Annotated in this window: 26 protein-coding genes; 9 read left to right on the forward strand and 17 right to left on the reverse strand. The window is 73.4% G+C overall.

All coding sequences use genetic code 11. The annotated features are described in order from the left end of the window. Positions 1-40 precede the first annotated feature (40 nt). Entirely contained in the window at positions 41-1,297 is a 1,257-nt protein-coding gene (locus tag ACWGN5_RS22915; RefSeq protein WP_453518178.1) for a cytochrome P450 family protein, read from the reverse strand. 114 nt (positions 1,298-1,411) lie between these two features. On the opposite strand from ACWGN5_RS22915, the gene ACWGN5_RS22920 reads away from it, so the two are divergent. Next, on the forward strand, positions 1,412-2,623 hold the full coding sequence (locus tag ACWGN5_RS22920) for a globin domain-containing protein (protein WP_453518112.1): 1,212 nt from the start codon (positions 1,412-1,414) through the stop codon (positions 2,621-2,623). An 11-nt stretch (positions 2,624-2,634) separates the two neighbouring features. Here ACWGN5_RS22920 and ACWGN5_RS22925 read toward each other — a convergent pair whose 3' ends face one another. From ACWGN5_RS22925 to ACWGN5_RS22940, 4 genes are all read right to left on the reverse strand, one after another. Next, positions 2,635-3,063 (reverse strand): hypothetical protein, encoded by a 429-nt coding sequence (locus ACWGN5_RS22925; RefSeq protein WP_453518115.1) that lies wholly within the window; start codon positions 3,061-3,063, stop codon positions 2,635-2,637. Continuing rightward, entirely contained in the window at positions 3,060-4,022 is a 963-nt protein-coding gene (locus ACWGN5_RS22930) for a nucleoside triphosphate pyrophosphohydrolase (protein WP_453518118.1), read from the reverse strand. The genes ACWGN5_RS22925 and ACWGN5_RS22930 overlap by 4 nt, the downstream gene beginning before the upstream one ends. A 49-nt stretch (positions 4,023-4,071) precedes the next feature. After that, positions 4,072-4,716 carry a SurA N-terminal domain-containing protein gene (locus ACWGN5_RS22935; protein ID WP_453518121.1) on the reverse strand — a complete coding sequence of 215 codons (645 nt, stop codon included), beginning with the start codon at positions 4,714-4,716 and terminating at the stop codon, positions 4,072-4,074. Positions 4,717-4,796: 80 nt separating this feature from the next. After that, positions 4,797-5,780, reverse strand: coding sequence for a glycosyltransferase family 2 protein (locus ACWGN5_RS22940; RefSeq protein ID WP_453518125.1), 984 nt, complete (start codon positions 5,778-5,780; stop codon positions 4,797-4,799). Between the two features lie 126 nt (positions 5,781-5,906). Here ACWGN5_RS22940 and ACWGN5_RS22945 point away from each other — a divergent pair, with 126 nt between their 5' ends. Further along, positions 5,907-8,285, forward strand: a complete 2,379-nt coding sequence (locus ACWGN5_RS22945; protein WP_453518127.1) for a YfhO family protein — start codon at positions 5,907-5,909, stop codon at positions 8,283-8,285. Here the strand turns inward: ACWGN5_RS22945 and ACWGN5_RS22950 are convergent. From ACWGN5_RS22950 to ACWGN5_RS22960, 3 genes are read right to left on the reverse strand one after another with little or no spacing between them, the layout of a single operon-like run. After that, positions 8,188-8,547 (reverse strand): hypothetical protein, encoded by a 360-nt coding sequence (locus ACWGN5_RS22950; protein WP_453518129.1) that lies wholly within the window; start codon positions 8,545-8,547, stop codon positions 8,188-8,190. The two genes, ACWGN5_RS22945 and ACWGN5_RS22950, sit on opposite strands and share 98 nt — an antisense overlap. Further along, positions 8,544-9,041, reverse strand: a complete 498-nt coding sequence (locus tag ACWGN5_RS22955) for a GNAT family N-acetyltransferase (RefSeq protein ID WP_453518131.1) — start codon at positions 9,039-9,041, stop codon at positions 8,544-8,546. The genes ACWGN5_RS22950 and ACWGN5_RS22955 overlap by 4 nt, the downstream gene beginning before the upstream one ends. Continuing rightward, positions 9,038-9,766 carry a DUF2625 domain-containing protein gene (locus ACWGN5_RS22960; protein WP_453518134.1) on the reverse strand — a complete coding sequence of 243 codons (729 nt, stop codon included), beginning with the start codon at positions 9,764-9,766 and terminating at the stop codon, positions 9,038-9,040. The genes ACWGN5_RS22955 and ACWGN5_RS22960 overlap by 4 nt, the downstream gene beginning before the upstream one ends. 94 nt (positions 9,767-9,860) lie before the next feature. Here ACWGN5_RS22960 and ACWGN5_RS22965 point away from each other — a divergent pair, with 94 nt between their 5' ends. From ACWGN5_RS22965 to ACWGN5_RS22975, 3 genes are read left to right on the forward strand one after another with little or no spacing between them, the layout of a single operon-like run. Beyond that, complete coding sequence (locus tag ACWGN5_RS22965) at positions 9,861-10,235, forward strand: PadR family transcriptional regulator (RefSeq protein WP_453518136.1); 375 nt, start codon at positions 9,861-9,863, stop codon at positions 10,233-10,235. Further along, the gene (locus tag ACWGN5_RS22970; RefSeq protein ID WP_453518138.1) at positions 10,232-10,825 is read left to right on the forward strand and encodes an HAAS signaling domain-containing protein; all 594 of its coding nucleotides are present in this window, start codon (positions 10,232-10,234) and stop codon (positions 10,823-10,825) included. Before ACWGN5_RS22965 ends, ACWGN5_RS22970 begins: the two co-directional genes overlap by 4 nt. 59 nt (positions 10,826-10,884) lie before the next feature. Then, complete coding sequence (locus ACWGN5_RS22975) at positions 10,885-11,487, forward strand: GNAT family N-acetyltransferase (protein WP_453518140.1); 603 nt, start codon at positions 10,885-10,887, stop codon at positions 11,485-11,487. 6 nt (positions 11,488-11,493) lie between these two features. Here the strand turns inward: ACWGN5_RS22975 and ACWGN5_RS22980 are convergent, their stop codons facing one another. Continuing rightward, positions 11,494-12,117: a hypothetical protein gene (locus tag ACWGN5_RS22980; protein WP_453518142.1), complete on the reverse strand. Its 624-nt coding sequence runs from the start codon at positions 12,115-12,117 to the stop codon at positions 11,494-11,496. Positions 12,118-12,294: 177 nt separating this feature from the next. On the opposite strand from ACWGN5_RS22980, the gene ACWGN5_RS22985 reads away from it, so the two are divergent. Then, positions 12,295-12,681, forward strand: a complete 387-nt coding sequence (locus tag ACWGN5_RS22985) for a type II toxin-antitoxin system RelE/ParE family toxin (RefSeq protein WP_453518145.1) — start codon at positions 12,295-12,297, stop codon at positions 12,679-12,681. After that, positions 12,678-12,992, forward strand: a complete 315-nt coding sequence (locus ACWGN5_RS22990) for a helix-turn-helix domain-containing protein (RefSeq protein WP_453518147.1) — start codon at positions 12,678-12,680, stop codon at positions 12,990-12,992. Before ACWGN5_RS22985 ends, ACWGN5_RS22990 begins: the two co-directional genes overlap by 4 nt. Positions 12,993-13,342: 350 nt before the next feature. Here the strand turns inward: ACWGN5_RS22990 and ACWGN5_RS22995 are convergent, their stop codons facing one another. From ACWGN5_RS22995 to ACWGN5_RS23020, 6 genes are all read right to left on the reverse strand, one after another. Next, the gene (locus ACWGN5_RS22995) at positions 13,343-13,777 is read right to left on the reverse strand and encodes a VOC family protein (protein WP_453518149.1); all 435 of its coding nucleotides are present in this window, start codon (positions 13,775-13,777) and stop codon (positions 13,343-13,345) included. Between the two features lie 57 nt (positions 13,778-13,834). Next, complete coding sequence (gene helR, locus ACWGN5_RS23000; protein ID WP_453518151.1) at positions 13,835-15,982, reverse strand: RNA polymerase recycling motor ATPase HelR; 2,148 nt, start codon at positions 15,980-15,982, stop codon at positions 13,835-13,837. Positions 15,983-16,148: 166 nt separating this feature from the next. After that, positions 16,149-16,529, reverse strand: coding sequence for an LppU/SCO3897 family protein (locus ACWGN5_RS23005; protein ID WP_453518153.1), 381 nt, complete (start codon positions 16,527-16,529; stop codon positions 16,149-16,151). Positions 16,530-16,656: 127 nt separating this feature from the next. Beyond that, the gene (locus ACWGN5_RS23010) at positions 16,657-18,255 is read right to left on the reverse strand and encodes a protein kinase domain-containing protein (RefSeq protein ID WP_453518156.1); all 1,599 of its coding nucleotides are present in this window, start codon (positions 18,253-18,255) and stop codon (positions 16,657-16,659) included. Beyond that, positions 18,252-18,818 (reverse strand): hypothetical protein, encoded by a 567-nt coding sequence (locus tag ACWGN5_RS23015; protein ID WP_453518159.1) that lies wholly within the window; start codon positions 18,816-18,818, stop codon positions 18,252-18,254. The genes ACWGN5_RS23010 and ACWGN5_RS23015 overlap by 4 nt, the downstream gene beginning before the upstream one ends. A gap of 135 nt (positions 18,819-18,953) precedes the next feature. Further along, positions 18,954-21,008 (reverse strand): N-6 DNA methylase, encoded by a 2,055-nt coding sequence (locus tag ACWGN5_RS23020; protein ID WP_453518180.1) that lies wholly within the window; start codon positions 21,006-21,008, stop codon positions 18,954-18,956. 290 nt (positions 21,009-21,298) lie between these two features. Here ACWGN5_RS23020 and ACWGN5_RS23025 point away from each other — a divergent pair, with 290 nt between their 5' ends. Both ACWGN5_RS23025 and ACWGN5_RS23030 read left to right on the forward strand, forming a co-directional pair. After that, on the forward strand, positions 21,299-22,120 hold the full coding sequence (locus ACWGN5_RS23025; protein ID WP_453518161.1) for a DUF4190 domain-containing protein: 822 nt from the start codon (positions 21,299-21,301) through the stop codon (positions 22,118-22,120). Positions 22,121-22,206: 86 nt separating this feature from the next. Then, entirely contained in the window at positions 22,207-22,950 is a 744-nt protein-coding gene (locus ACWGN5_RS23030) for a hypothetical protein (protein ID WP_453518162.1), read from the forward strand. 78 nt (positions 22,951-23,028) lie between these two features. On the opposite strand, the gene ACWGN5_RS23035 is transcribed toward ACWGN5_RS23030, so the two are convergent. Together ACWGN5_RS23035 and ACWGN5_RS23040 are read right to left on the reverse strand one after the other, a co-directional pair. Continuing rightward, positions 23,029-23,775: an N-acetyltransferase gene (locus ACWGN5_RS23035; protein WP_453518163.1), complete on the reverse strand. Its 747-nt coding sequence runs from the start codon at positions 23,773-23,775 to the stop codon at positions 23,029-23,031. Positions 23,776-23,820: 45 nt separating this feature from the next. Next, on the reverse strand, positions 23,821-24,504 hold the full coding sequence (locus ACWGN5_RS23040) for an HNH endonuclease family protein (RefSeq protein ID WP_453518165.1): 684 nt from the start codon (positions 24,502-24,504) through the stop codon (positions 23,821-23,823). Positions 24,505-24,514 lie beyond the last annotated feature (10 nt).

Genomic DNA, 24,514 nt, shown 5'->3' on the forward strand with positions numbered 1-24,514 from the left:
ACGCCCGTCACAAGTCGATCGCCCCGCGATCACGTGAAGATCACATTTCTGATGGCACGTCAGTAGCCAAGAGGGGTACGGAAGGGGAGAACTCCACCGGAAGCGTGCGCAAACCACGCATGATGAGCCCACCGCGCCACCGGAGTTCGGCGGGATCGGCGGCAAGTCGCAGATCCGGCAGGCGAGTCAGCAGGGTCGCGAGCGCGGTCTGCCCTTCGAGACGGGCGAGCGGCGCGCCGAGGCAGTAGTGGATGCCGTGCCCGTAGCCGAGGTGCTGGTTGTCGCGCCGGGCGAGGTCGAGGGTGTCCGGCCCCTCGAACCGCGCCGGGTCCCGGTCGGCGGCGGCGAGCACCACGAGCACCGGGTCGCCCGCCGGGATCTCCTGCCCGCCGATCGTCAGCGCCCGTGTCGCGTACCGCCAGGTCGCCATCTCCACGGGCCCGTCGTACCGCAGCAGTTCCTCGACGCCGGTCTCCAGGAGGCCGGTCTCCCCGGCGGCGAGCGAGGCCTGGAGCCTCGCCCGCTGCTCCGGGTGCCGCAGGAGCGCGTACAGCCCGTTCCCGACCAGATTGACCGTCGTCTCGAAGCCGGCGAACAGCAGGATGAACGCCATGGCGGCGGCCTCGTTCTCGGTGAGGTGCTCGCCGTGGTCGGAGGCCTTGATGAGCCCCGAGATCAGGTCGTCCCCCGGCTCCTCGCGCTTCCGGTGGATCAGCTCGGCGAGATAGCCGCGCATCTTCTTCACCGACCGCGCGACCCCGCCGCGCGGCCCGCCGCCGTGCCGGATCATCATCCCGGCCCAGTCCCGGAAGTCGTCCTGGTCCTCCGCCGGCACCCCGAGCAGGTCGCAGATCGCGTAGATCGGCAGCGGGAAGGCGAACTCGTGGATGAGGTCGGCGCTCCCCCGCGCCACGAACGAGTCGATGAGCCGGTCCGTCAGCTCCTGCACCCGCGGCGCGAACTCGGCGACCCGCCGCGGGGTGAACGCCTTCGACACGAGCCGCCGCAGCCGGGTGTGGTCCGGCGGGTCGATGTTGAGCAGATGCGTCATCAGCTCGGCCTTGCGCTCGCCGGGGATGCCCGTCTTCCCCTTCGCGTGCGGCGACTCGTCGTGGTGCGCCGGGTTCTTGGAGAGCCGCTGGTCGGCGAGGGCCTGCCGGGCGTCCGCGTACCGGGTCACGAGCCAGGCCTCGACCCCGCTCGGCAGCGTCGTCCGGTGCACGGGCGCGTGCTCCCGCAGCCAGGCGTAGGCGGGATACGGATCGCTCGCGAACTCCCAGGTGAAGAGCTCGGGCATGGGGGCGGGGCCGGGGGTCGTACTCACGTCACGACGGTACAGGGCGGGCCCTGACGTCACGTTCGTGGAGAACCTGTGATCAAGAGGTGCATCTCGTGCCCTAGATTCTTGTCAGTGGATCCTCAGCTGCTCAGAAGCACGTTCGCGGTCGTCGAGAGACGCGCCGAACAGGCCGTCGCGTTCTTCTACTCGCACCTCTTCTGGCACAACCCCGGCGTGCGCGAGCTCTTCCCCGAGGACATGCTCCCCCAGCGGGACCGGCTCTTCGCCGCGCTGACCCATGTGGTGACCCACCTGGAGGACCCCGGACTCGCGCCGTACCTGGGGCAGCTGGGCCGCGACCACCGCAAGTTCCTCGCCTCCCCCGCGCTGTACGCGGCCGTCGGGCAGAGCCTCCTCGCCGCGTTCGCGCACGCCGCCGGCACCGCCTGGACCATCGAGGCGGAGAAGGCGTGGACCGAGGCGTACGGCCTCGTCGCCGACCTGATGCTCGACGGCGCCGACACGGCGGCCGGGGCCGGGGAGCCCGCCTGGTGGGACGCGGACGTCGTCCGGCACGAGCGGTACGGCGCCGACCTGGCCGTCCTGACCCTCCGCCCCCGGCAGCCGCTGCCGTTCCGCCCCGGCCAGTACGTCAGCGTCAGCTCGCTGCGGGTCCCGCGCGTCTGGCGCACCTACTCCCTCGCCGACGCGCCCCGCGCCGACGGCACCGTGGAGCTGCACGTGAGCCGGATCAGAGGCGGCGCGATGAGCACGGCGCTGGTCGAGGAGACGGGCCCGGGCGAGGTGCTGCGGCTCAGCGCCCCGGGCGGCGCGCTGACCCCGCGGACACCGCCGGGCGGACTGCGCACCTACATATGCGGCGGTACGGGCTGGGCCCCGGTGCGGGCGCTCCTCGCGGAGGCCGCCGAGACCGAGCCGGAGCTGGAGGGCCGGCTGTTCATGGTGGCCCGCGCCAAGGAGTACCTGTACGGGCGCGAGGACGCCGAACTCCTGAAGGAGCGCCTCCCCGGTCTGCACGTCACCTACATCACGGCCGCGCCCCGGCAGCGCAAGGACCAGGCGACCGAGCGGCTGCTCCAGGCCCTGCGGGCCTGCGTCCACTGGTCCGCGCACGACGCGTACCTCGCCGGGCCGCCGGGCTTCGTGACGGAGGTCCGCGAGGTACTGGAGGAGCTGGGCACCGACCCGGCGCGGATCCACCACGACACCCTGCCGCCGGTGGGCCGCTTCACCACCCGCCCGAACACCGCCGCGGAACGCCTCCTGGGCCCCCCGGCCCCCCTCTGGCACAACCCGGAGGCCCGGGCGCCGCGCGAGCCCTGACGGGGGCGGGGTCAGTCCCGGGAGCGGGTCCGCGCGCGCCACACGCCGAACTTCACGAGGTCCACGAGGGCGGGCACGGCGCACAGCGCCAGGACGATCCGCAGCCAGACCGAGACCGAGGAACTGGCCGCCTCCCACGTGAAGAAGACGAAGACCAGGGCCGTCATGCCCGGCGCATCGACACCCTTCGGCCTCCGAGGCCGCGTCGACTCGGCGCGGCGCGGCGTCTGCTGCGCGTCGGCGCCGGACGCGTCGGGTATGTCCGTCTTGCCCGAGCCCGGCGTGTCGGTGCCCGGCTCGTCCAGGCGCGGCGTGTCGGCGTCGGGCGTGCCCGGCTCGTCCAGACGCGGCGTGTCGGTGTCGGGCGTGCCCGGCTCGTCCAGACGCGGCGTGTCGGTGTCGGGCGTGCCCGGCTCGTCCAGACGCGGCGTCCCGCTCATGCCACGCCCTCCGCCGCCCGGATCGCGTCCCGGTACGTGCGGGCCGCCGCGCGCAGGGCCGCTTCCGGGTCCACGCCCGAGGCCTCCGCGCGGGCCGCGAGGGCGAGGAGTTCGTAGCCGATGCCCTCGCCCGCCGGGAGCTTCACGTCGAGGGACGCCGCACGGGCGCGGCCCGCGAGCTTCGCGGCCAGGGCGAGGCCGGGCTGCCCGAGCGGGACGCCGTCCGTCACGGACTCCCGCTGCTTCTCGATCGCCTTGGTGCGCAGCCAGTGCGCGTGGACGTCCTCGGGGGTCTCGGCGGTCGCGTCACCGAAGACGTGCGGGTGCCGGTGGATCAGCTTCTCGACGAGCGTCCCGGCGACGTCGTCCACGGAGAACGGCTCCTCCGGGTCCTCCTCGGCGATCCGGGAGTGGAAGACGACCTGGAGCAGGACGTCCCCGAGCTCCTCGCGCAGCTCCCGCCGGTCGCCCTCCTCGATCGCCTCGACGAGCTCGTACGCCTCCTCGATGGCGTACTTGGCGAGTCCCTGGTGCGTCTGGCGCGAGGTCCAGGGGCACTCGCGGCGGATGCGGTCCATGATCTGCACGAGGTCGAGGAGGCGGGCGCCGGGCAGGTCGTACGAGCCGGGCAGCAGCTCCAGGTCGGGCATCGAGAAGCGGCCGGAGCCGGCGAGCCGGGCGAGGCCGTCGGTCAGCGCCCTGTCGCCCTCGCCGGAGGGCAGCAGCAGGACCGTGCGGCCTCCGGCGCAGGCCTCGACGAGCTCCTCGGCGGTGGGCCGGACGTGCTCGACGGCGACGCCGGCCTCCCGCAGGTACGGCAGCTGGGGGTGGTCCTCGTCGGGGCAGAGCACCCGGTCGGCAGCGTGCAGCGCCTGCCAGGCGGGCCAGGACAGCAGTCCGGGGGCCACGCGATGGCTGGCGGTGAGCAGGATGATCCGGCCGGGGCTCTCAGAAGTCACCCCTCGAACCTACCCCGGCAGGACCCGCCCCTGGCCCGCCGGGCACCCCCTACGCCACGCCAGGGACGGCGGCCGGGTCCTGGCTGATCTGGCGGAGCCAGGGCGTGGTGGTGTCGGAGAGGCGGACCTGGGCGTCGTCCCAGCGGCCGTAGCGCGGGTTCACGTCGACGGCGAGGGCCTTGGAGGCGGCGGAGAAGACGTCCGTCAGCTTCTTCTGGCCCGCGGCGTCGTCGGTGGCACCGAGCTTCGTCGCGATCTTGGTCATGAGGACGTTGCGGCGGACGAACGCGTCGATCTGGTCGGGCGCCACGCCCTGCTCCTGGAGGAGGACGGCCGCGAGCTGGTCCTCGCCGCCGGCCTGGCGGACGAAGGAGGTCCGGGTCTGCTGGAGCTCGGCGCGGGTGGCGGTGACGCCCTGGTCCCGGGCGACCCTGTCGACGACCCGGTCGAAGATCATGACGTTGAGTTTGCGGCGGCCGAGGTCGCCGGTGGCGGCGACCAGCTGGGCGGACTGCGGCGAGGCCGCCTGCGCGGCCCGGACGTCCGCGACCTGGGCCTGGAGGCTGGAGACCTCGATCCGTTCGCCGCCGACGACGGCTGCCGCGCCCGGGTGGGCGTCACTGCCGCAGGCGGTGAGCAGCGGGGCCGCGGCGAGCAGGGCGGCGGACACGGTGAGCGCAGTGCGGCGGTGCAAAGGAGCCTCCCGGGCTGGTCGTGCGTCAGTTGAACGACCTTGCGGTGATCGATGGTAGGGAGTCGCCGGGGCCGGAGCCACTACTTCGGAGCGACTGTTTCCCACAACGACTCACCCGTCACCCGGGTGTCGGCCGTCCCCGCACCTCCGCTCGTCTCCTTGAGCAGGTAGTGCGGCCGCCGCTTGACCTCGTAGTAGATGCGTCCGACGTACTCGCCGATCAGTCCCGCCATCACCATCTGCACGCCGGCGAGCGCGGTCACGGCGACGAGGAGGGTGACGTAGCCGGGGGTGTCGACCCCGTTGAGAAGGGCGTCGCCGACGATCCAGGCCGCGTAGCCGAGGGCGAGGACGGTGAGGAGGAGGCCGAGGTGGACGGCGGCCCGCAGCGGCTTGTTGTTGAAGGAGAGGAGCCCGTCGAGGCCGTAGTTGAGGAGCTTGCCGAAGGTCCACTTGGAGCGGCCCTGCTCGCGGACGGCGTTCTCGTAGGAGAAGGTCGTGGTGCGGAAGCCGACCCAGGAGAAGAGGCCCTTGGAGAAGCGGTTGTACTCGCCGAGGCCGAGGACGGCGTCGACGGTGCGCCGCGACAGGAGCCGGAAGTCGCCGACGCCGTCGACGAGCTCGACGTCGACGAGCCGGTTGATCGCCCGGTAGTAGAGGCGGGCGGTGAGGGTACGGGTGACCCGGTCGCCCTCGCGGGTGCGGCGGGCGACGACCTGGTCGTACCCCTCGCCGTACAGGGCGACCATGCGGTGCACGAGCTCCGGCGGGTGCTGGAGGTCCGCGTCCATGATCACGACGGAGTCGCCGGCGGCGTGCCGGAGCCCGGCGAGCATCGCGGCCTCCTTGCCGAAGTTGCGGCTGAAGGAGAGGTAGCGGACCCGGTCCGGGTCGCGCCCCGCGAGCTCCCGGAGGAGTCGGAGGGTCCCGTCGCGGCTTCCGTCGTCCACGTAGACGAGCTCGAACTCTCCGTCGAGACGGTCGAGTTCGGCGGTCACGTGGTCGTGGAAGCGGCCGAGGACGTCCTCCTCGTTGAAGCACGGGACGACGATCGAGAGCAGCACACGGACCACGACAACGGAGCCGGGTGACCCGGCCGGTGCCCGGGGATGGCGAGCAGGCGACCATCGCGTGAACTGGCCCGGCGGGCCGGCCTTTTCCCGTGCGGCCGCTGTCATATTCGATCCGTCATGCCGAAATCCACGCGTTCGTACCTGCTCTCCGCCCTCCTTGCCGGCCTCGCCGTCTGCGGCGGGGACGCCGTCGCCCGGGTCTTCCCCTTCGGGCCGCGCCACCGGGCCGTCAACGACCTCGCCAACCAGTTCGTGCCGTTCCACGCGCACCTGTGGGACCTGCTGCGGGGCCGGGCGGACGGCGGGCCGCTGCTCGACTGGCAGGCCGGCTGGGGCACGAGCTTCCTGCCCGACTACGGCACCTACCTGTCGAGCCCCTTCGCCCCGCTGGTCGCGCTCTTCCCGCGCGGGGACATCGAGTACGCGGTGTACGGGATCACCGTCCTGAAGACGGCGGTCGCGGCGGCGGCGATGACGTTCCTCCTCCGGCGCATCGGCCCGGCCGGGGTGTGGTGGTGGGCGTCGGTGCTCGGCGCCTCGTACGCGCTGTGCGGCTGGTCGCTCGCGGAGGGCACGTACAACCCGATGTGGCTGGACGGCCTGATCGCCTTCCCGCTGCTCTGCCTGGTGGGCGAATGGGCACGGGAGGGCCGGCGGCCGCTCCTGGGCCCGCTGGTCGTGGCGGTCTGCTGGGTCGCGAACTTCTACACGGCCTACATGGCGACCCTCGGCGCCGCCCTGGTGCTCCTGGTCCGGCTGGCGCTCACGGACTCCTTCCGCCTGCGCGTCCTGGGGCGGGCGGCGCTGACGACCGCGATCGGCACGGGCCTCGCGGCCCCCGTCCTCGTCCCCGTCTTCCTCGGCTCCCGGTACGCCTACCCGGGCGTGGTCCGGGACTTCGCCCCGGCGGCCGGCCCGGACGTCCTCGCCCGGCTGCTCCCGGTGACGTACAGCTTCTCCACCCCGGCCGCCTTCGTCTGCACGGCGGTGCCGCTGCTCGCGGGGGCGCTGCTCTTCCGCCGGGACGCGCCGGGCCGGGAGCGGGTGCTGTGGGGCGGCCTGTGCGCGGCGGTCGCGCTGTCGATGCAGTGGACCCCGACGCACCTGCTGTGGCATGTCTTCGCCACCCCGAACGGCAGCCCGTACCGCCAGACCTTCGTCCTCTGCGGCGTCCTCGTGCTCGCCGCCTGGACGGGCCTCGCGCACGGCCTCCCGGACCGCCGCTCGCTCCTGGGCGGGGCGGCGGTCGTCCTGGCCCTCACGGCCGGGGCCCTGCCCAGCGACCTCCTCACCCCGTGGGCGCTGCTCCTCGCGGGCGCGGGCCTCGCGGCGGTGGCGGGCGCGCTGCTGCTCCCCCGCCGGGGCCGGTACGGGCTCCTGGCCGCGCTCCTCGTCACCGGCACCCTGCTCGGGCAGGCGGCGGCGACGACGGCGTACGCGGACCGGGAGCGGCTCGCCCGGCTCGACGACCACCCGCCGTGGGGCGCGCAGCACGAGCGGCGGGCGGCGGCCCTGGCCGGGGCCGACGGCTGGCCCGCGTACCGCACGGACTCGGGGCTTCCCCGGGTCGCGGGGAACGATCCGCTGCTCCTGGGCGGCCAGGGCGCCGCGTACTACAGCAGCCACACCCCGGCGGTCCTGACGGAGACCCTCGCCGCGCTCGGCGGCGGCTGGACCTCGCGCGGCCGGAACCTGCTGAGCCTGGACAATCCGGTGACGGACGCGCTGTTCGGGGTGGGCGCGCGCTGGCGGGACGGCGGGGTGGTCCGTACGGAGACGTTCCTGCCGCTGGTGACGGTACGGCCGCCGGGCCCGCCCCCGGTCTACGGCCCGTCGCCCTTCCGGAACCAGGAACTCCTGCTCGGCGCCCGGGTGTACGAGGCTCCGCACGCGGGCGCGTGCCGGGTCGGTACGGAGGTCTTCCTGTGGGCCCCGGACGCCACGGGCCCGGCCCGCCTCGGCGGGAACACGCCGGTCCACCTCCTCGGCGGCACCCCGAAGCGGCGCGCGGCCCTCACCTCCCTCGGCGTCCAGGAGGTACCCGGCCTGAAGCCCGAGCTGCCGGGGCCCGGCGAGCTCGGCTGCCTGGACCACGACCGGCTCCGTACGGCGGTGACGGCCCTGCGCGCGCGTGCGGCGACCTCGGTCCGCGTCACCTCCGACGGCATCCGGGCCACCCTCCCCCCGGGCTCCACGGGCACGGCGGTCGTGGCGGTCCCGCACATCGCGGGCTGGCACTGCGAGGGCGCCGGCCCCGTCCCGTACGGCGGTCTCCTCGCCGTCCCGGCCCGCGACGGCGCACTCTCCTGCGCCTTCCGGCCCCCGGGGCTGCGGGCGGGCCTGGCGGCGGGGGCGCTCGCGCTCCTGGGCCTGGTCGTGGTCCTGGTCCTGGTGCGGGTCAGGAGCGGACGACCGCCTCTTCCCGCAGCTCCGGCGGAAGGTGCCGCCGCTCGTCCTCGTGACGGAGCTCCGCTGGTCCGCCCACGGGAAGGATGACGGCCCCGAGGGCGTCGGCGACGCGGGCGACCACGGCGAGCATGGCGCCGCGCGAGACACGCATCGCCGTCAGGGACGTCACGGGGCCGCCGGTGGGGACGGAGAACTCCGCCTCGCCTCCGTCCTCCGCCCGCAGGAGGACTTCACCGGCGTCCACCGAGCCCGCCACCACGTACGGCTCGACGACCCGCCGGAACCGCTCGACGTCAAGCGCGGCCAACTCGCCGTCCACGAACCGGAGGAGGAACGTCTCCGCGCTCACGGCCGCAACTCCCAGCGCACTTCGCCGTCCTGCAGCTCGTCGGTCGGCGTGAGGCCGGCCGCGCGGGCGACGGCCGCCGAGGCCGCGTGGTCGGGGTGGACGTGGGCGACGACGGTACGGACGCCCTCGTCCAGGAGCAGTCCGACGAGCGCCCCGGCCGCCTCGCGCGCGATCCCCCGCCCCTGCCAGTCCGTGCCGATCACCCACGCGACCTCGGCGGTCCGCCCGCCCTCGGTGACCGTCGCCTGCACGGTCCCGGCGAGCCGGTCCTCGGCGCGGACCCGCACCACCCAGTTGCACCAGAGGACCGCCGGGTCCGGCGATCCGGCGACCAGCCGCTCGTACCGGGCCCGCAGCTCGGGCCCGGTCAGCGGGGCGCCGCCGATGAAGGCGTGCAGGGCGGGGTCGGCGAGGACCCCGGCCATCTCGTCGGCGTGCGCGACGGCGAGCGGGACGAGGTCGAGCCGCCCCGTGCCGACCGTGGTGGTCCTCACGGGGCGCCCAGGAAGCCGGGGTCGGTGCCGTCGAGCTGCAGGGCCGTCTCGCGTCCGAGGCCGAGCAGCTCGCCCAGGGGGACGACCGCGCGGCTGGTCCCGGCCAGGTCCTGGTGCGCCTCGGCGGACCACAGCGGCGGATAGAGGCTGAGCCCCTCCCCGCCGGTCAGCCCGGGGACCTCGTCGCGCCAGCCGGGCCAGCGCAGCCCCTCGTAGAACTCCTCGGCGCCCCCGGCGAGCAGCCAGGACAGCCAGGCGCCGTACCCGGCGCCGACGGCGTCCCAGCGCAGCGAGTCGGGCGCGAAGTAGACCATCTCGCCGGGCCGGCCCGGCAGTCCGGTCTCCTCCTCCGTGCCGCCCTGGATCGCGAAGGCCCCGCCGAGCACGTCGTGCGCCACGACGAGCCCCGCGGCGGGCCGCCAGTCGGCGTCGGGTTCGTCGGGGTAGCCGTTGACCCGGGCGAGGCCGGGCAGGCGCCGGTCGTTGTGGACGGCCGGGCTGCCGTACAGCCGCAGCCAGCCGTCGTCGACGAGCACCCCGCCGGTGTGGAACACGAACGCGCCGAGGTAGGAGCGGACGGTGACCTGTGTCTGCAGGAGGGTGGCCGCCGCCTGTCCGGGGTCGGGGTCCAGTACCTCGACGGGCACCTTCGCGGCCCGCAGCTCCTCTTCGAGCAGCGGCCACGCCGGCTCGTCGACCTCGGTCAGCTCGCTGAGTTCACGCACGTGGAAATCGTCCCACGCGGTTCGGAGACGTTGTTCGGGGGTCGTTGTTCGGGGGTCGTTGATCGGGGGCACTCTCGGGGGTATCTTGCATTACATGGTTCCTGGCGAAGCAAGATCCGATCCGGCGGCCGGAAAGGTCGCCAGTCAGCTGCGCAAGGGGGTGCTGGAGTACTGCGTCCTCGCCCTGCTGCGCGACGGCCCGCGCTACGGCGTCGAGATCCTCGACGAACTGGCCGCGGTCAGCGTCATGACCACCAGCCAGGGCACGATCTACCCCCTGCTGTCCCGGCTCCGCCGCGACGGGCTCGTCGACACCGAGCTGCGCGAGTCGGCCACCGGACCCGCCCGCCGCTACTACACGCTCACCCCGCCGGGCAGGACCGCGCTCACCGAGTTCGCCGAGAGCTGGCCGCGCTTCCGCGACGGCGTCGACCACTTCCTGACCGCATCCCACGGAGGCTCCGCATGACCGGCACCGAACACCCCCTCGTGACCGACTACCTGGCCACGATCGAGCGGGAGGCGTCCTTCCTGCCCGCCGGGCGCCGCGAGGAACTCCTCGCCGACCTGCGCGAACACCTCGCGGTCGCCGTCGGGGACGAGGAGGACCCGCAGGCCGTCCGCGATGCCCTCGAACGGCTCGGCAGCCCCTCGGCCATCGTGGCCGCGGCCCGCGCGGAGGAGCCGGAGGCCGCCGCGGCACCGGCACCGGCGCCGGCACCGGCTCCCGCCGAGGACCCGCAGCCCCGGTCGCGGACCGTCACCACCGCCGTGCTGCTCGGCGTCAGCGGGGTCGCCACCGTCGTCTCCCCCTTCGCCGGTCTGGTCGCCCTCGTCGTCGGCCTCGTGATGCTGTGGACGTCCACCGCCTGGGAGCAGCGCACCAAGGTGTTCGCGACCGTCCTCACCGTCGTGCTGCCGGTCGTGGTCACCCTCGGCATGTTCCTCCTGGCGGCCCGCTTCGGCCCGGTGGAGCTGCTCGTCGTGATGGCGCTGGGCATCGCCCTGCCGGCCACGGCGGCGGTGCGCCTGCTCCGTACCCAGCCCAATCCGGCCTGACCAGGCACGGAACGCGGAGGGGTCACCCCCTCCCCGACCAAGATCATCACGGGTGCAGAATGACCCGTATGACCCTGTCGAACACACCGAAGTCGGCCACGATCGACGACGCTCGCATCGTCGGCCACACGCTGGCCTCCGCCTTCGGCGACGACCCGATGATGCGGTGGTTCTTCCCGGACGACGCCTCGCGCGAGCCGGACCTCGTCCGCTACTTCACGACCCTGTTCACCCGGCAGTACGGCCTCCACGGCGTCTGCGAGCGGACCGGGTCGGCGGCCGCCTTCTGGGTGTCGCCCGAGGGCGCGGACAAGGCCGTCCCCGACGCGGAGACGATCGCGCGGCTGGTGGAGATCCTCGGCGACCGCGCCCCGGCCTTCCAGGAGGCCGTCATGGCGGCCGCCGAGCACGGGCCGACCGAACCGCACTGGTACCTCGCCGTCATCGGCGCCGACCCGGCCGCCCGGGGCCAGGGCCACGGTGCGGCCCTCCTCCGCTCGGGCCTCGCGAAGGCCGACGCGGACGGCCTCCCGGTCTACCTGGAGTCGTCGAAGCCGGACAACCTGCCGGTCTACGAGCACTTCGGCTTCGAGATCCGCGACGAGTTCGCCCTGCCGGGCGGCGGCCCGCTCCTGTGGTCCATGAAGCGGGCCCCGCGCTGACAGCCGTCACACGAGCTGCGGCGGCCCGATGACCTCCCGGCCGATCCGCTCGGCCAGATACCGGGCGTGCCGGTCCTCGTAGCCGTCGAGGTTGCCGAGGCGGACGTGAACGAGGACCAGGTGCGTGTCGGCGGGCACGTCGAGTTCACACGAGTCGTTGTTGAGGACAAGCGTGACCTCGGCGTGCTTGTACTCGCCGTGGAAGCCGCGCTCGGGCACCTCGGGCCATTCGAGGCGCCGCCAGTTGATCCGGGCCGGGGAGGCGTGGACCGCGTCCACGAGGCGGTCCTCGACGCTGCCGACGGGCTGCTCCTCGATCGAGAAGCCGAGCGGCAGGTACGCCTCCGCGCCGCTCAGGTCCTCGGGCAGGTCGCGGACGGGGACCGTCCGGGTCAGGTCCGGGAGCCCCGGCGGCGGCACGGCGGGCGCGCCGCTGTCGTCCCAGCACACGAGCCAGGCCTCGGGCAGCTCGCCGCACAGCCGCTTCAGCTCGCCCGGGGTGTGCGCCTCGGCCTCCACCGACACCTCGGAGAACGGCCTGACGCCGAACGCCACCATCTGCCGGGCCACCCGCAGGGCTTCGGCACGGTCGGGGCTACGGAATATCGGATACGCGACGTCGTCGGACATGCCCCGACACTGCCACGCCTGGGCGACCTGCTCCTCCGATTTACGGGCGGTCCTGCCACAGGTGGCGCGGCAGCAACCAGGACGGACCGTGCTCGGCACGGCAAGGGCGGCCGCGACGTATGCGCGGGCCTTCCGCCGCACGGACCCATAGCACCTGCGCCATATAGCATCGATGCTATGAACGGTGAGCGGTACACCATCGAGATCGAGCCCGAGGTCCGCCTCTGGCTGGAGGACCTCACTGCCCACCACTACGTGATAGTCGAGCAGAAGGTCGACCGCCTCGCCGAGAACCCCACCACCCTCGGCGAGCCCTACACTCGCCACCTCGGCGGCAAGCTTCGCGAGCTGCGGTTCGACCTCGGCGGGAACGCGCAGCGCATCACCTACTGGCTCGCCCCCAACCGCCGCATCGTGCTGCTGACCGTCTTCCGCAAGACGCGCATGCGCGAGACTGCAGAAGTGGACCGGGCCCACGCCGCCCAGGCCGCCTGCGAGTCCCGCCACGAGCCGGCGGCCGAGCACGACGTCTACAGCCGCCCGATCAAGGAGGAACTGTCGTGAACCACGCCGATTGGAAGACCCGCCGCCACCGCAAACTCCTGGGCGAGGAGGTGGAGGAGAACCCCGAGTACGACCGCCTGTACGAGGAGGCCGAGCTCGCCCACGACCTCGGCCAGCTGGTGTACGACCGGCGCACAGCCCTCGGGCTGTCCCAGACCGAACTGGCCGAGCGTTGCGGGATGAAGCAGCCGCAGATCTCCCGGATCGAAGGAGGCGGCACCGTACCCACGATCCCACTCCTGCGACGCCTGGCCCGCGCGCTCGACGCCGAGCTGACCATCGAGCTGACCCCGCACTCCAACGCGGCCTGAACGGTCACGGAAGAATCCTTGAGCTCAGCTCAGCTCGTGCCGCGCGTCGGACGCTTCCTCCTCGGCGATGAGGTCCCGCCCGTCGGCCCAGCCGGCCAGCAGTTCCTCCATCCGCTCCGCCATGTCGCTACGTCCACCGGCGCCCGACCCGGTGGAGTGGAACCTGCGCCGAACAGGGGCGTCGACGGCCGGGGCCAGGTGGGAGCAGGTGGGGTGGGGTGGGGTACTTGCCCTCGGTACTTGGAGGACGTCGGGGCCCACCGGGTCGCGGTCCTGGTCGACCCGGTACGGATGCCGAAAGCGGCCCCCGCCCGGGAGGGGCGGAGGCCGCTTCGTGCGGCGTCGAACGCTCAGTCGAGGCAGAACTCGTTGCCCTCGATGTCCTGCATGTTGATGCAGGACTCGTTCTCGCCGTCCGCGTACAGCGTCTTCAGGTGCGTCGCGCCCAGCTTCACCAGGCGCTCGCACTCGGCCTCCAGGGTCGCGAGGCGCTCGGCGCCCACGAGGCCGGTGCCGGCGCGGACGTCGAGGTGGACCCGGTTCTTGACGGCCTTCCCCTCGGGGACGCGCTGGAAGAGCACGCGCGGGCCCTTGCCGGTTGGGTCGGTGCAGGCGAAGTAGACGGGGCGCTCCTCGGCCGGCAGCGAGTGGTGGTACTCCTCCCAGGTGGCGAAGCCCTCCGGCGCCGGCGGGGTGACGTACCCCAGGACCTCGCACCAGAACGCGGCGAGGCGCGCGGGCTCCGCACAGTCGATGGTGACCTGGATTTCCTTGATCGCTGCCATTCCGACACCGTAGCAAGCGGCCCTTCCGGCGCTCATTTCCTTTTCCGGGAGCGGCCGTCAGGACGTCAGGATCACCAGCCGCTGCGTCGCCCGGGTCATCGCCACGTACCGGTCGACCGCGCCCTCGACGCCCTCGCCGAAGTTCTCCGGGTCGACGAGGATCACCAGGTCGAATTCGAGGCCCTTCGCCAGCGTCGGGGTGAGCGAGCGGACGCGGGGGCGCTCCTCGAACGCCGGGGCGCCGATGACGCAGGCGACGCCCTCCGCGTGCTCGGCGAGCCAGGTGTCGAGGATCCCGGACAGGTCCGTGACCGGGCCGTGGGTGACCGGGATCCCGTTGCTGCGGATGGACGTCGGCACGTTGGCGTCGGGGAGCGCGGCGCGGATGACCGGCTCGGCCTCCGCCATGACCTCTTCCGGCGTGCGGTAGTTGACGCTCAGGGACGTCATCTCGATGCGGTCGAGCCCGACCCGCTCCAGGCGCTCCCGCCACGACTCGGTGAAGCCGTGCCGGGCCTGGGCGCGGTCGCCGACGATCGTGAAGCTGCGGGAGGGGCAGCGCAGGAGCAGCATCTGCCATTCCGCGTCGGTGAGTTCCTGCGCCTCGTCGACCACGATGTGCGCGAACGGGCCGTCCAGCGGTTCCAGTTCGGCGGTCGGCAGGGCGTTCTCGTCGATCAGGGTGTCCTGGAGGTCCTTGCCGCGCAGCATCGTGACCGCGCCCTCGCCGTCGGCGTCGGCCGCGACGATGCTGTCGATGACGCCGGCCATCCGCTCGCGTTCGGCGGCGACGGTGGCCTTGCGCCGGAGCTTGAGGCGGGCGGTCTCCGGGTCGCCGAGCCGCTGCCGGGCCGCGTCCAGGAGCGGCAGGTCCGACACGGTCCAGGCCTGGGCGTCCGCCCGCCGCAGCCGCTTCACCTCGTCGGGGTTCAGCCAGGGCGCGCACATCCGCAGGTACGCGGGGACGGTCCACAGGTCGCCGACGAGGTCGGCCGCCTCCAGCATCGGCCAGGCGCTGTGGAGGGCGCCGGTCAGTTCGCGGTCCTGGCGGAGCGACTTGCGGAACTGCGCCTCCGGGACCTCCTCGCCGTCGTACTTGTCGAAGAGGATCGAGACCAGGTGCTCCCAGATCTGCTCGCGTGCCTCGTTGTGCGGGGTGCCGGGCTCGGCCGCGTCGAAGGCCTCGGCCCAGTCGGCGGCGGTGAGCCGGATGTCGGACCAGTGGGTGGAGACGGTCATGCCCTCGGTGGGCGGCTCCTCGTAGAAGGCGACGGCCTTCTCGATGGCCTCCACCATCTGCCGGGAGGACTTCAGGCGGGCCACTTCGGGGTCGGTCTCCGCCGGCGCCTTCGCGCCCTCGGCGACCAGGTCGCGCACGGTGCAGGTCCGTACGCCCTCCTCGCCGAGGCTGGGCAGCACGTCGGCGACGTAGTTCAGGTAGGGCTGGTGCGGGCCGACGAAGAGCACGCCGCCGCGGCGGTGGCCGAGGCGCGGGTCGGAGTAGAGCAGGTGCGCGGTGCGGTGCAGGGCGACGACCGTCTTTCCCGTACCCGGGCCGCCGTCGACGACGAGGGCGCCGCGCGAGCCGGCGCGGATGATCGCGTCCTGGTCGGACTGGATCGTGGCGAGCACGTCCCGCATCCGGGGCGAGCGGTTGCCGCCGAGGCTGGCGATGAACGCGGACTGGTCGTCGAGGGCGGCGTGTCCTTCGAGGCCCTCGGCGGTGAAGACCTCGTCCCAGTAGTCGGTGACGCGGCCGCCGGACCAGCGGTAGCGGCGGCGGCTGGCCAGGCCCATGGGGGTGGCGTGGGTGGCGGCGAAGAACGGTTCGGCCGCCGGGGAGCGCCAGTCGATGAGGAGTCGGCGGCCGGTGCTGTCGGTGAGGCCGAGGCGGCCGATGTACACGGGCTCCGGGTCGTCGGTGCCGACGACGCGGCCCAGGCACAGGTCCAGGCCGAAGCGGCGCAGGGTCCGCAGGCGGCCGCTGAGGCGGTGGATCTCCGCGTCCCGGTCCATCGCCTCCCGGCCGACGCCGCCGGGTGCCTTCCGCTCGGCGTCGAGCCGCTCGGACAGTTCGGCGATCGTCTCGTCGAGGCAGCGGGCGATGGCCGCGAAGTGCTGCTCGTCGGCGGCGATGAGCGCCGGGGCGGCCTTGGGAGAGAGGTTGCCGGGGAGGTCGAACACACCGGCAATGAGGGACGTCATGTAGTAAATACCCCGTTTTCGTGCATCTTCTGGCTTCGAGGAGCGATTGTGCGCCACGGAGGGGGCCTTGCCGCAAGGCCCCCTGTGCGCTATACGTTGAGATAGCGGAAAGGGCCGGAACCCATCGGGTTCCGGCCCTTCGCGTTGTACGGGGTGGTGCGCGCGCTTACTTCGCGGCGACCTCGTCCAGGCAGAGGACGAACTTGTCCGAGCCCAGCTGCTGGGCGAGGGCCGAGAGCTCGTCGCCGCACTTGTTGAGGTCGAAGGTGTTGTCGACGACCTTGACGACCTTGAACAGGTCGGCCTTGCCGGAGGAGCAGTCGACGGTGTCGACCTTCGGGTCGTTGTCGGGACCGGTGACGGTGACGCACTCGCCGGCCTCGGCGTGCACCGGGGCGTCGCCCGTGAGGTGCGGGAGGCCGAGCTTCACCGCGACGGCGACGACGATCGCGACGACGATGCCGCCGACCTTCTTCAGGAGCTTGCCACCCTTCTTGGCGGGGGCGGCGGGCTGCTCGGGGGTGAACGGAGCGGACGGCGTCGTCATGTGGAATTCCTTGGGAACGCGGACGCGGACATGATCAGACGCGAACGTTACATGTGCCAAAACGGTCAAAAAGGATCATGAAGATCCACTGGCCGATCAGTTGTCGAGTCGTGATCCTGTCACCCCGTCAGGGCCGCTGCCCCAGCTGCCGCTGATGGTCGAGCGCCCTCCGCAACTCCACCGGAAGCGGGTGATACGGGCCGTACGCGCGCTCCGCGTCGAACAGCAGCCGCCCGAGCTCCTCCTGACCCGCCGCGTGCTCGCCCGCCGCCAGGAGCAGCAGCCCGATCCGCTGCCGGATGTCGAAGGCCCGCGCCAGATCCCGCTCGTAGTACGGCAGGACCGCACGGAACTCCGCGAGCGCCGCGGCCGTCTCCCCCAGCTGCTCCAGGCACAGCGCCGCGTCGTAACGGAACTGCAGGAACTGCGGGTCCGCCGGACCCGCCTCCGCCCCGCGGTCCTCCGCGAGCCGGCGCAGCTCCGGCAGCGCGCGCCGGTACTGGCCGTCGTCCATCAGCGTCGACGCGTACTGCTTGCGCAGGATCCGGACGACCGGCGAGCCCTCGCCGTGCTCGGCCGCCGCGGCCGGCAGGATCCCGCCGAGCATGTCCACGGCCTGGGTGAGCGAGCCCTCCCCGAGCAGCCGCTTCACCTCGTCGACGGCCGCGGCCACGTCGGGACGCGCGGGCGGCGCCCCGCCCGCGTACACCCGCGGGTCGGTACGGGGATCGGTACGGGGATCGGTCGGCCGGGACGGCGGCGCCGCGGGGACCGGCGGCACCGGGACCGGCGGCACCGGCACGACCCGGTCCTGCGCCCGCTCCGGCCAGGGCGCGTGCGGCCGCAGGAACGGCCGGGTCGGGTCCATCGGCCCCGCCGGGGCGCCGCGCGCCGGGAGCAGCGGCAGCAGGTGCTCGTACACCTCGTGCGCCCCGGACGGCCGGGCCTGCGGGTCCTTGGCGAGCAGCCGCAGGACCAGCGCTTCGAGCGCCTCGGGGACCTCGGGGCGCAGCTGCCGGAGCGGGACGGGCGGCTCGTGCAGATGGCGGTGGAGCACGCCGAGCGCGGTGGATCCGGCGAACGGCACGTTCCCGCTGAGGAGTTCGTGGAGGAGCACACCGAGCGCGTACAGGTCGGTGGACGGGCCGACGGCGCCGCCCATGGCCTGCTCCGGCGCCATGTACGCCGGGCTGCCGATGGGCGAACCGGTGTGCGTGAGCCGGGTGGTGTCCGTGTCGAGGACGGAGGCGACGCCCAGGTCGAGGACGGTCAGCGCCCCGTCCGGGCGGATCATCACGTTCCGCGGCTTGAGGTCGCGGTGCACGATCGGCACCGCGTGCACGGCGGCGAGCACCGCGCAGAGCTGCGCGGCGACGCTGACCGCCCACTCCCAGGGGTACGGATCGTGCTCGGCGAGGTGGTCGGCGAGGTCCGCGCCCTCGACGTACTGCATGACGAGGTACAGGTCGTCGCCGTCGCTGCCGGCGTCGTGCACGGTCACCAGGCCGGGGTGGTCGACCTGGGCGGTCACCCGGCACTCGCGCACGAAGCGGCGGCGCAGCTCCTCGGCGGCGGTGGCGGGGCCGGTCATGGTGGCGGGCCGGAGCAGCTTCACCGCGACCCGGCGGTCGAGACGTCCGTCGTACGCCGTCCAGACCTGGCCCATGCCGCCCTGACCGATGACGGTGGCGAGCTCGTAACGCCCGCCGACGACCCGCCCGTTCACCTGCCGCCCGCGCCTTCCCCGCCGTTCCCGGTGTCCTTCCTGAGCAGGTCGCTGAGCTCGTCGAGCTCGGCGCGGACCTGGTCGATGCGCGGTCCGGGCGCGGTGGGCGGCACAACGGCCGGGCCGGTGTACGGGTTGGGGTTCCCGAAGGCGCTCGGGACCGTGACGGCGGTCGCGTGGTCGTGGCCCGGGTGGAACGCGGGAGCCGCGGCGGGCCGGTCGAACCGGCGGATCTCCGTCACCAGGTAGTACGTGAGCGAGCCCGCCACCAGGAGCACCATGACGCCGACGCCGATGAAGGACTCGGCGGTGGTCGGCTCCTTGTCGCCGGTGACCCCCGCGTACGTGAAGAGGCCCGCCGCCACCAGGAACGTCACCGCGAACAGCACCCAGTCCAGCGCCCTGCGCGTGACGACCGCGAGACGGAGCATCGGCGCCCACGCGAGAAAACCGCAGCTCAGCAGCGCGAGGGCGGAGAAGAGGACGAGCAACGCGATCCGGCCACCGGAGGCGGGGCTACTCGGCGGCTGCGGAACCTGCGGGGCCTGCGGGGGGCCGTACATCCTGCTGCTCCTGCTCGGACGGATGGGTGCGGAGACGAGCGTATACACCCCCGCGGACAACGGTTCCGGGATACCCGGAACCGTTGTCGAACCGAGCGATGCCCCGCGAGCCCGGCATGATCCGAAAGACAGGCCCTACGGAGCCACCGTGCCGTCCGCCAGACCGTCGTACAGGCCCTGGACCAGCTGGTCGCCGAGGCGGGCGGCGAGCCGCAGCGACTCCTCGAACTCGGCGAGCGCCCGGAACCGCTCCCCGAACCTGCGCTGTTCGGCCAGGGGCAGCCGCGGCAGCTGGAGGCGGCGCACATCCAGCCGGGTCGCGGTCGAGGCGTAGCTGCTGGCCTGCCGGGTGTTGGCGGTGGCCCGCAGGAAACCGGCCAGGAACCAGGGGTCGAGGGCCGCCGGATCGGGGCGGAGCAGCTGGAGGTTGCGGCCGAGCGCCGCGCCCTCGGCGGAGGCGTCGACGACCCGGACGGCCGCGCCGCCGCCGAGGACCGGGACGACGACGTCCCCGGCGGCGAGGAGCACCGGCTCCTCGGGCGGGCCGTCGGGCAGCGTCCCGGAGGGCGGCTGGGCGGCCAGGACGTCGTGATCGGTGAGGACGGCGACCGGGGCTCCGGCGGGGGCGGTGCCCGTGCCGCCCGCGCGCAGGGCGAGGGCTCCGGCGCGGGCGAGTTCGCCGACGGTGGTCGTGGGCCGGCCGGGCCCGGCGCCGGAGCCCGGGTCGGTCACGGGCGGCGGGGTCAGCTCGCGGGTGCGGTGCAGCGTCTCCGTCAGCCGCTCCCGCACCCCGGTCAGCTGGACCGCGCCCTCGGCGGCGGCCGGCGGCGGGAGGTGGCGGGCGGGGGCGAGGTCGACGTCGTCGTCGAGGAGCTCGATGACCGGCACGGAACGGCTCGCGCCGGGCGTCCCGGCGAGGTGGCCGTCCCGGTCGAAGGGCGTCCAGGCGTCCAGTACGGCCGAGTGGACGGCGGGCCAGTCGAGCCGGTCGCGGCCCTCCCGGCCGGGACCCGCCTGCTCGGACGCGGCGTCGACCAGGAGGAGTTCGCCGGCGTGACGCTCGCCCTGGACGGGCCGGCGCAGCACCCACAGGTGCAGCGGGATGCCGTACGGCGGGGCGGCGCCGGCCGGGAGGGCGACGACCGCGCGCAGGGCGCCCCGGCGGAGCAGGTCGGCGCGGATGCGGCGGCCGGAGCGGCGGGAGGCGGCGGCGGGCGGCATGAGGAGGACGGCGGTGCCGCCGGGGCGCAGCCGGGCCAGGGCGTGCTGGACCCAGGCCAGTTCGGACTCCGTGCGGGCCGGGAAGCCGTACTCCCAGCGCGGGTCGTAGGCCAGTTCGTCGTGGCCCCAGTTCCGCTCGTTGAACGGCGGGTGGCAGAGGACCGCGTCCGCCGCGAGCGTCGGGAAGGCGTCGGCGCGCAGGCTGTCGCCGGACCGGACGCGGATGTCGGCGTCGGTGGCGAGCGCCAGGCGCAGGGCGGTGAGCGCGGCGAGGTCGGGGTCGGCGTCCTGGCCGCACACGGCACCGGGGAGCTCGACCGCGCTCAGCAGGCCGCCGGTCCCGGAGGCGGGGTCGAGGACGGTGAGCGGGACGCCGCCGCGCCCCACCCTCGGGGCCGCGGCGAGCGCCGCCATCAGGGCGGCGGGGCCGGGCGGGGTGAGGGTGTACTGCCGGGGGTTGGCGTCGAGGTGACGGCCGAGCAGGAACTCGAAGGCCCCACGGACCCCGGTCTCGGCGGCCAGCTCGGCGGCCCCGCGCAGGAGCGGGACGGAGGCGGCGAGCGCGGGGCTGGTGGGGGTGAGGACCGCCCGCTCGGGGCCGAGGCGCTCGGTGAGCGTCTCCTCCAGGGCGACGGGCAGCACCTCCGCGAGCCGCTCGTCGGAGAGCTCGGAGAGCGCGGGCCAGGCCGCGGACCTGTCCCGTACGAGGAGGAGGGCGCAGCCCGCGTGGACGAGGGCGGTGAGGGCGCCGGCCGGGTGGCCCGCGATCTGCTGCCAGACGCGCTCCTTGAGCGGGACCTCGGCCAGCTTGCCCTGGGCGCGGAGCCATCGCTCGACGTCCGCGAGGGCGAAGGACGGGCTGGTCTCCGTGCCGCCGACGGGCTTGGGGAAGTCGGCGTGGCGGCGGCGCCAGTTGCTGACGGCGGCCCGGCCGACGCCGGCGAGCCGGGCGATCCCGGCGGCGGTCACCTCGGCGGCGGCGCCGGTTTCCGCCGTACCACCCGTCTCCGTCGTGCCGCCTGTTTCCGCCGTACCACCCGGCTGCTCCGCACCCGCCTCTGCTGCGTTCTCCGGCACGTGACCCAACTCCCCTGGTTCGCCCTTCTGGCTGTGACACCAATCCTAGCGAGGAACACGCGCCGCACCACTTCACAGTGTGAGTCGATCCGTTTTCCGTGAACCGTGTTGACTCGGTTCACAGGCTCTGCTGTGATTGACCCATCGCACCAGACATCGCCTTCGTCCGGGAGGACACACCCATGTCGTACGACACCCAGGTCCCGCCTGCCGCCGCCCCGCGGGTCATGCGCAACGGTCTCGGCACCGCGGCCCTGATCCTCGGCATCATCGGCACGCTGTCCGGTCTCATCCCGCTCTTCTTCTGGCTGGCCGGCATCCTCGGCCTGATCGCCCTGATCCTGGGCCTCGTCGGCAAGGGCCGCGTGAAGCGCGGCGAGGCGAACAACAAGGGAGTCGCGCTCACCGGCGCGATCCTGGGCCTCGCGTCCCTGATCCTCTCGGTCGTCGGCCTGGTCATCACGGTCACCGCCGTCAGCGACGCGGTCGACGAGATCGACAAGTCCATCAAGGACACCGCCCCGAAGGACCCGTCGAGCACCCCGGCGGGCAAGGCCCCGTCGAGCAAGGCCCCGGCGGCCGACGCCGGCAAGGGCGGCAAGGACAAGGGCGCGGGCCTGGCGGACGGCGACACCTCGGTCTACGACGACGACCTGAAGGTGACCGTCTCGGACCCGAAGCCGTTCTCCCCGGGCGAGTACGCGATCGGCCACACCAAGGGCAACAAGGCGTACCAGGTCACCGTCGTCATCGAGAACGGCGGCAAGGAGAAGTTCGACACCACCCTCGTGTCCTTCAGCGCCACGGCCGGCGCGAACGGCGTCACCGCCGAGCAGGTCCTCGACGACAAGGCCGGCGCGGGCTTCGAAGGCACGATCATGCCCGGCAAGAAGGCCACCGTCACGATCGCCTTCGACGCCCCGAAGGACGCCAAGAACCTGACCGTCGAGGTCAACCCCGGCTTCACCTACGACGCCTCCCAGTGGGAGCTGAAGCTCGGCTGACCCGGGCCTGACACCCACCAGGCACCTCAAGGACCGGGGCCCTTCGGGGCCCCACCCCCGCACACCCCCCTCTCGGAGACACCACCATGCTTGCCGCCCCCCGCCGCACCGCCCTCGTCGCCGCCCTGAGCGCCGCCGTCGCCCTCGGGGCCACCGCCTGCGGCCCGTTCTCGGACGACGCGAAGCCGGCCGGGCCCTTCGGGGAGCTGACCGGATCGCAGATCGTCGACAAGGCCTTCGCGGCGACGAGGACCGCGACGTCGGTGACCGTGGACGTGGACGAGCAGGGAGCCGTCGAACCGCTCAAGGCCTACCTGTCGCTCGACACGCGGGGACGGTGCGCCGGCACGCTGACGATCGGCGCGACCGGCACGGTCGAACTGCTCAAGACCGACGCCGAGAGCGTCTACACGCGCTTCGACGAGGCCTTCCTGCGCGAGCAGGTGAAGGAGGACGGCCCGGAGGCGCAGGACGCCATGGTCAAGCAGCTCAAGGGCCGCTGGATGAAGGGGCCCGTCTCCGACCCCGACAACAAGGGCATGCTGGAGCTCTGCGACCTGAAGGGGCTGCTCGACGGGTTCGAGCAGGGCGCGAGCGGGATCGTGAAGGGCGAGGAGACCACCCTCGGCGGCCAGAAGGCCCTGGCGCTGACGGAGCCGGGCGACGGCGGCGAGACGAACACCGTCTACGTGGCCACGCAGGGCACCCCGTACGTGCTGAAGATCGTCACGAAGGGCGGCGAGGAGCCGGGGACGATCACCTTCTCCCACTACGGAAAGCCGGTCGAGGCGAAGGCCCCGGCGGCGAAGGACGTCGTCGAGACCGACTGACCGCAGGTCGGGACGCGAGACGCGTGAGAGGGCCGTCACCCGGGGGGGAACGGCCCTCTCACGTACGCGTCGGAGGCGTCAGATGCGGTGGCGCACCCACACGTTGGGCTCCACGTACACCGCGTAGCCGCGGGTGGCCTCGCAGTGCACCGGAACCAGCGCGCCCTTCACCTCGACCGGGCCGTCCGTGTCGAAGGGGAGGCCGGTCCACTGCCGCCACTGCTCGACGGAGCCGGAGACCGTCATCGACGCCGGGGCGACCGCCTCGATCACGCCGCCCGCGCGCACGTGGACGCGGAGCCACGGGTCGTGCGGCAGGCCGTCGGCCTCCCGGGTACGGAAGGCGTACTCGTGGATGGACGCCTCGGGCTCCAGGTGCTTGCCGTTGGGGCGGACCGGGGCGACCAGCTCGGCGAAGCCGCGCTTGCCGGCGTTCTCCCGCATGGCGGCGAGCATCGTGTGCGAGATGCCCTTGCCGAGGTGGGCGAGGTCGACGGTGATCTCGATCGCGCTCACCGTGTCGGCGTCCCGGCCGTGCCGCAGGTCGGAGAAGGCCCAGTTGAGGACCTCGTCCCAGCCGCGGGCGGGCAGCTCGCGGCGGCCCTCCACGTCCAGCCGGAAGGGCACGCTGAAGCCACGGGCGACGACCGCGCCCCCGGCGTCGGTGGCGACGAGCACGAACTCGGGGAAGTCCCGGACGATCCGGCCCATGTTGGCCCAGCCGACCGGGTCGTACATCATGAACTCGGGCCAGAGGTCCTTCATGGACCACATCGCCCCTTCGAGCTCGGGTCGTTCGGCGAGGGTCGATATGTTCAGGTCCATGCCGCCAGGTTAAAGATCGTTCACGGAGATGCCCAACCGTTTTTCCTACGGCAGCCGCTCCTGCGGGCAGCCGGCGAGGACCCGCTTCATCGCGTCCCGCTCCCCCGCCGTCACCCACACCCCGTACTTCTTCTTCACCGCGACCTGCCGGGCCACGTACGTGCAGCGGTAGGCGCGGTTCGGCGGCAGCCAGGTCGCGGCGTCGCCGTCGGACTTGCGGCGGTTGGTGGCGGCGTCGACGGCGAGCAGGTTGAGCGGGTCGTTGGCGAAGCGGCGCCGGGTCTCGCCGTCCCACTTCTGCGCCCCCTTCTGCCAGGCGTCGGAGAGAGCGACGACATGGTCGATGTCGACCTGGGAGCGGCCCCGGACGTAGCGGACGGTGGTGCCGGTGTACGGATCGTCGGCGAGGGTGCCGGAAGCGACCTTGCAGTTCCCGTCGGCGAAGCGGACGCCGGTCAGGTCGCGCTTGAGTATGTCGTCGCGGGTGCCGCAGCCGTTGCCGTCGACGTCCGCCCAGGCGCGGCCGAACTTGTCCCGTTCGTAACCGGTCTTCGGGGCGCGGCCCTTGACCGTGAGGGTGTCCACGGCGGCGAGGGCCGTCCCGCGTGCGGCGGGCCGCCCGGCCGCGCCGCCGGAGGGCTCGCCCCCGCCGCCGGGGGAGCAGGCGCCGGCCGTGAGGACGGCGGTGGCGGCGAGGGTCGCGGGCAGGAGCGTTCGACGTGTCAGCACCCTGGGATCC

It is taken from the genome of Streptomyces sp. NPDC055815, from assembly GCF_053616475.1.

What these genes read in the sequence shown, in the direction of transcription:
- ACWGN5_RS22915 (WP_453518178.1), bottom strand. Translation starts at nt 1,297, where the DNA reads ATGCCCGAGCTCTTCACCTGGGAGTTCGCGAGCGATCCGTATCCCGCC.
- ACWGN5_RS22925 (WP_453518115.1), bottom strand. Translation starts at nt 3,063, where the DNA reads ATGAGCGGGACGCCGCGTCTGGACGAGCCGGGCACGCCCGACACCGAC.
- ACWGN5_RS22945 (WP_453518127.1), top strand. Translation starts at nt 5,907, where the DNA reads ATGCCGAAATCCACGCGTTCGTACCTGCTCTCCGCCCTCCTTGCCGGC.
- ACWGN5_RS22965 (WP_453518136.1), top strand. Translation starts at nt 9,861, where the DNA reads ATGGTTCCTGGCGAAGCAAGATCCGATCCGGCGGCCGGAAAGGTCGCC.
- ACWGN5_RS22970 (WP_453518138.1), top strand. Translation starts at nt 10,232, where the DNA reads ATGACCGGCACCGAACACCCCCTCGTGACCGACTACCTGGCCACGATC.
- ACWGN5_RS22975 (WP_453518140.1), top strand. Translation starts at nt 10,885, where the DNA reads ATGACCCGTATGACCCTGTCGAACACACCGAAGTCGGCCACGATCGAC.
- ACWGN5_RS22980 (WP_453518142.1), bottom strand. Translation starts at nt 12,117, where the DNA reads ATGTCCGACGACGTCGCGTATCCGATATTCCGTAGCCCCGACCGTGCC.
- ACWGN5_RS22985 (WP_453518145.1), top strand. Translation starts at nt 12,295, where the DNA reads ATGAACGGTGAGCGGTACACCATCGAGATCGAGCCCGAGGTCCGCCTC.
- ACWGN5_RS22995 (WP_453518149.1), bottom strand. Translation starts at nt 13,777, where the DNA reads ATGGCAGCGATCAAGGAAATCCAGGTCACCATCGACTGTGCGGAGCCC.
- helR (WP_453518151.1), bottom strand. Translation starts at nt 15,982, where the DNA reads ATGACGTCCCTCATTGCCGGTGTGTTCGACCTCCCCGGCAACCTCTCT.
- ACWGN5_RS23005 (WP_453518153.1), bottom strand. Translation starts at nt 16,529, where the DNA reads ATGACGACGCCGTCCGCTCCGTTCACCCCCGAGCAGCCCGCCGCCCCC.
- ACWGN5_RS23015 (WP_453518159.1), bottom strand. Translation starts at nt 18,818, where the DNA reads ATGTACGGCCCCCCGCAGGCCCCGCAGGTTCCGCAGCCGCCGAGTAGC.
- ACWGN5_RS23025 (WP_453518161.1), top strand. Translation starts at nt 21,299, where the DNA reads ATGTCGTACGACACCCAGGTCCCGCCTGCCGCCGCCCCGCGGGTCATG.
- ACWGN5_RS23030 (WP_453518162.1), top strand. Translation starts at nt 22,207, where the DNA reads ATGCTTGCCGCCCCCCGCCGCACCGCCCTCGTCGCCGCCCTGAGCGCC.
- ACWGN5_RS23035 (WP_453518163.1), bottom strand. Translation starts at nt 23,775, where the DNA reads ATGGACCTGAACATATCGACCCTCGCCGAACGACCCGAGCTCGAAGGG.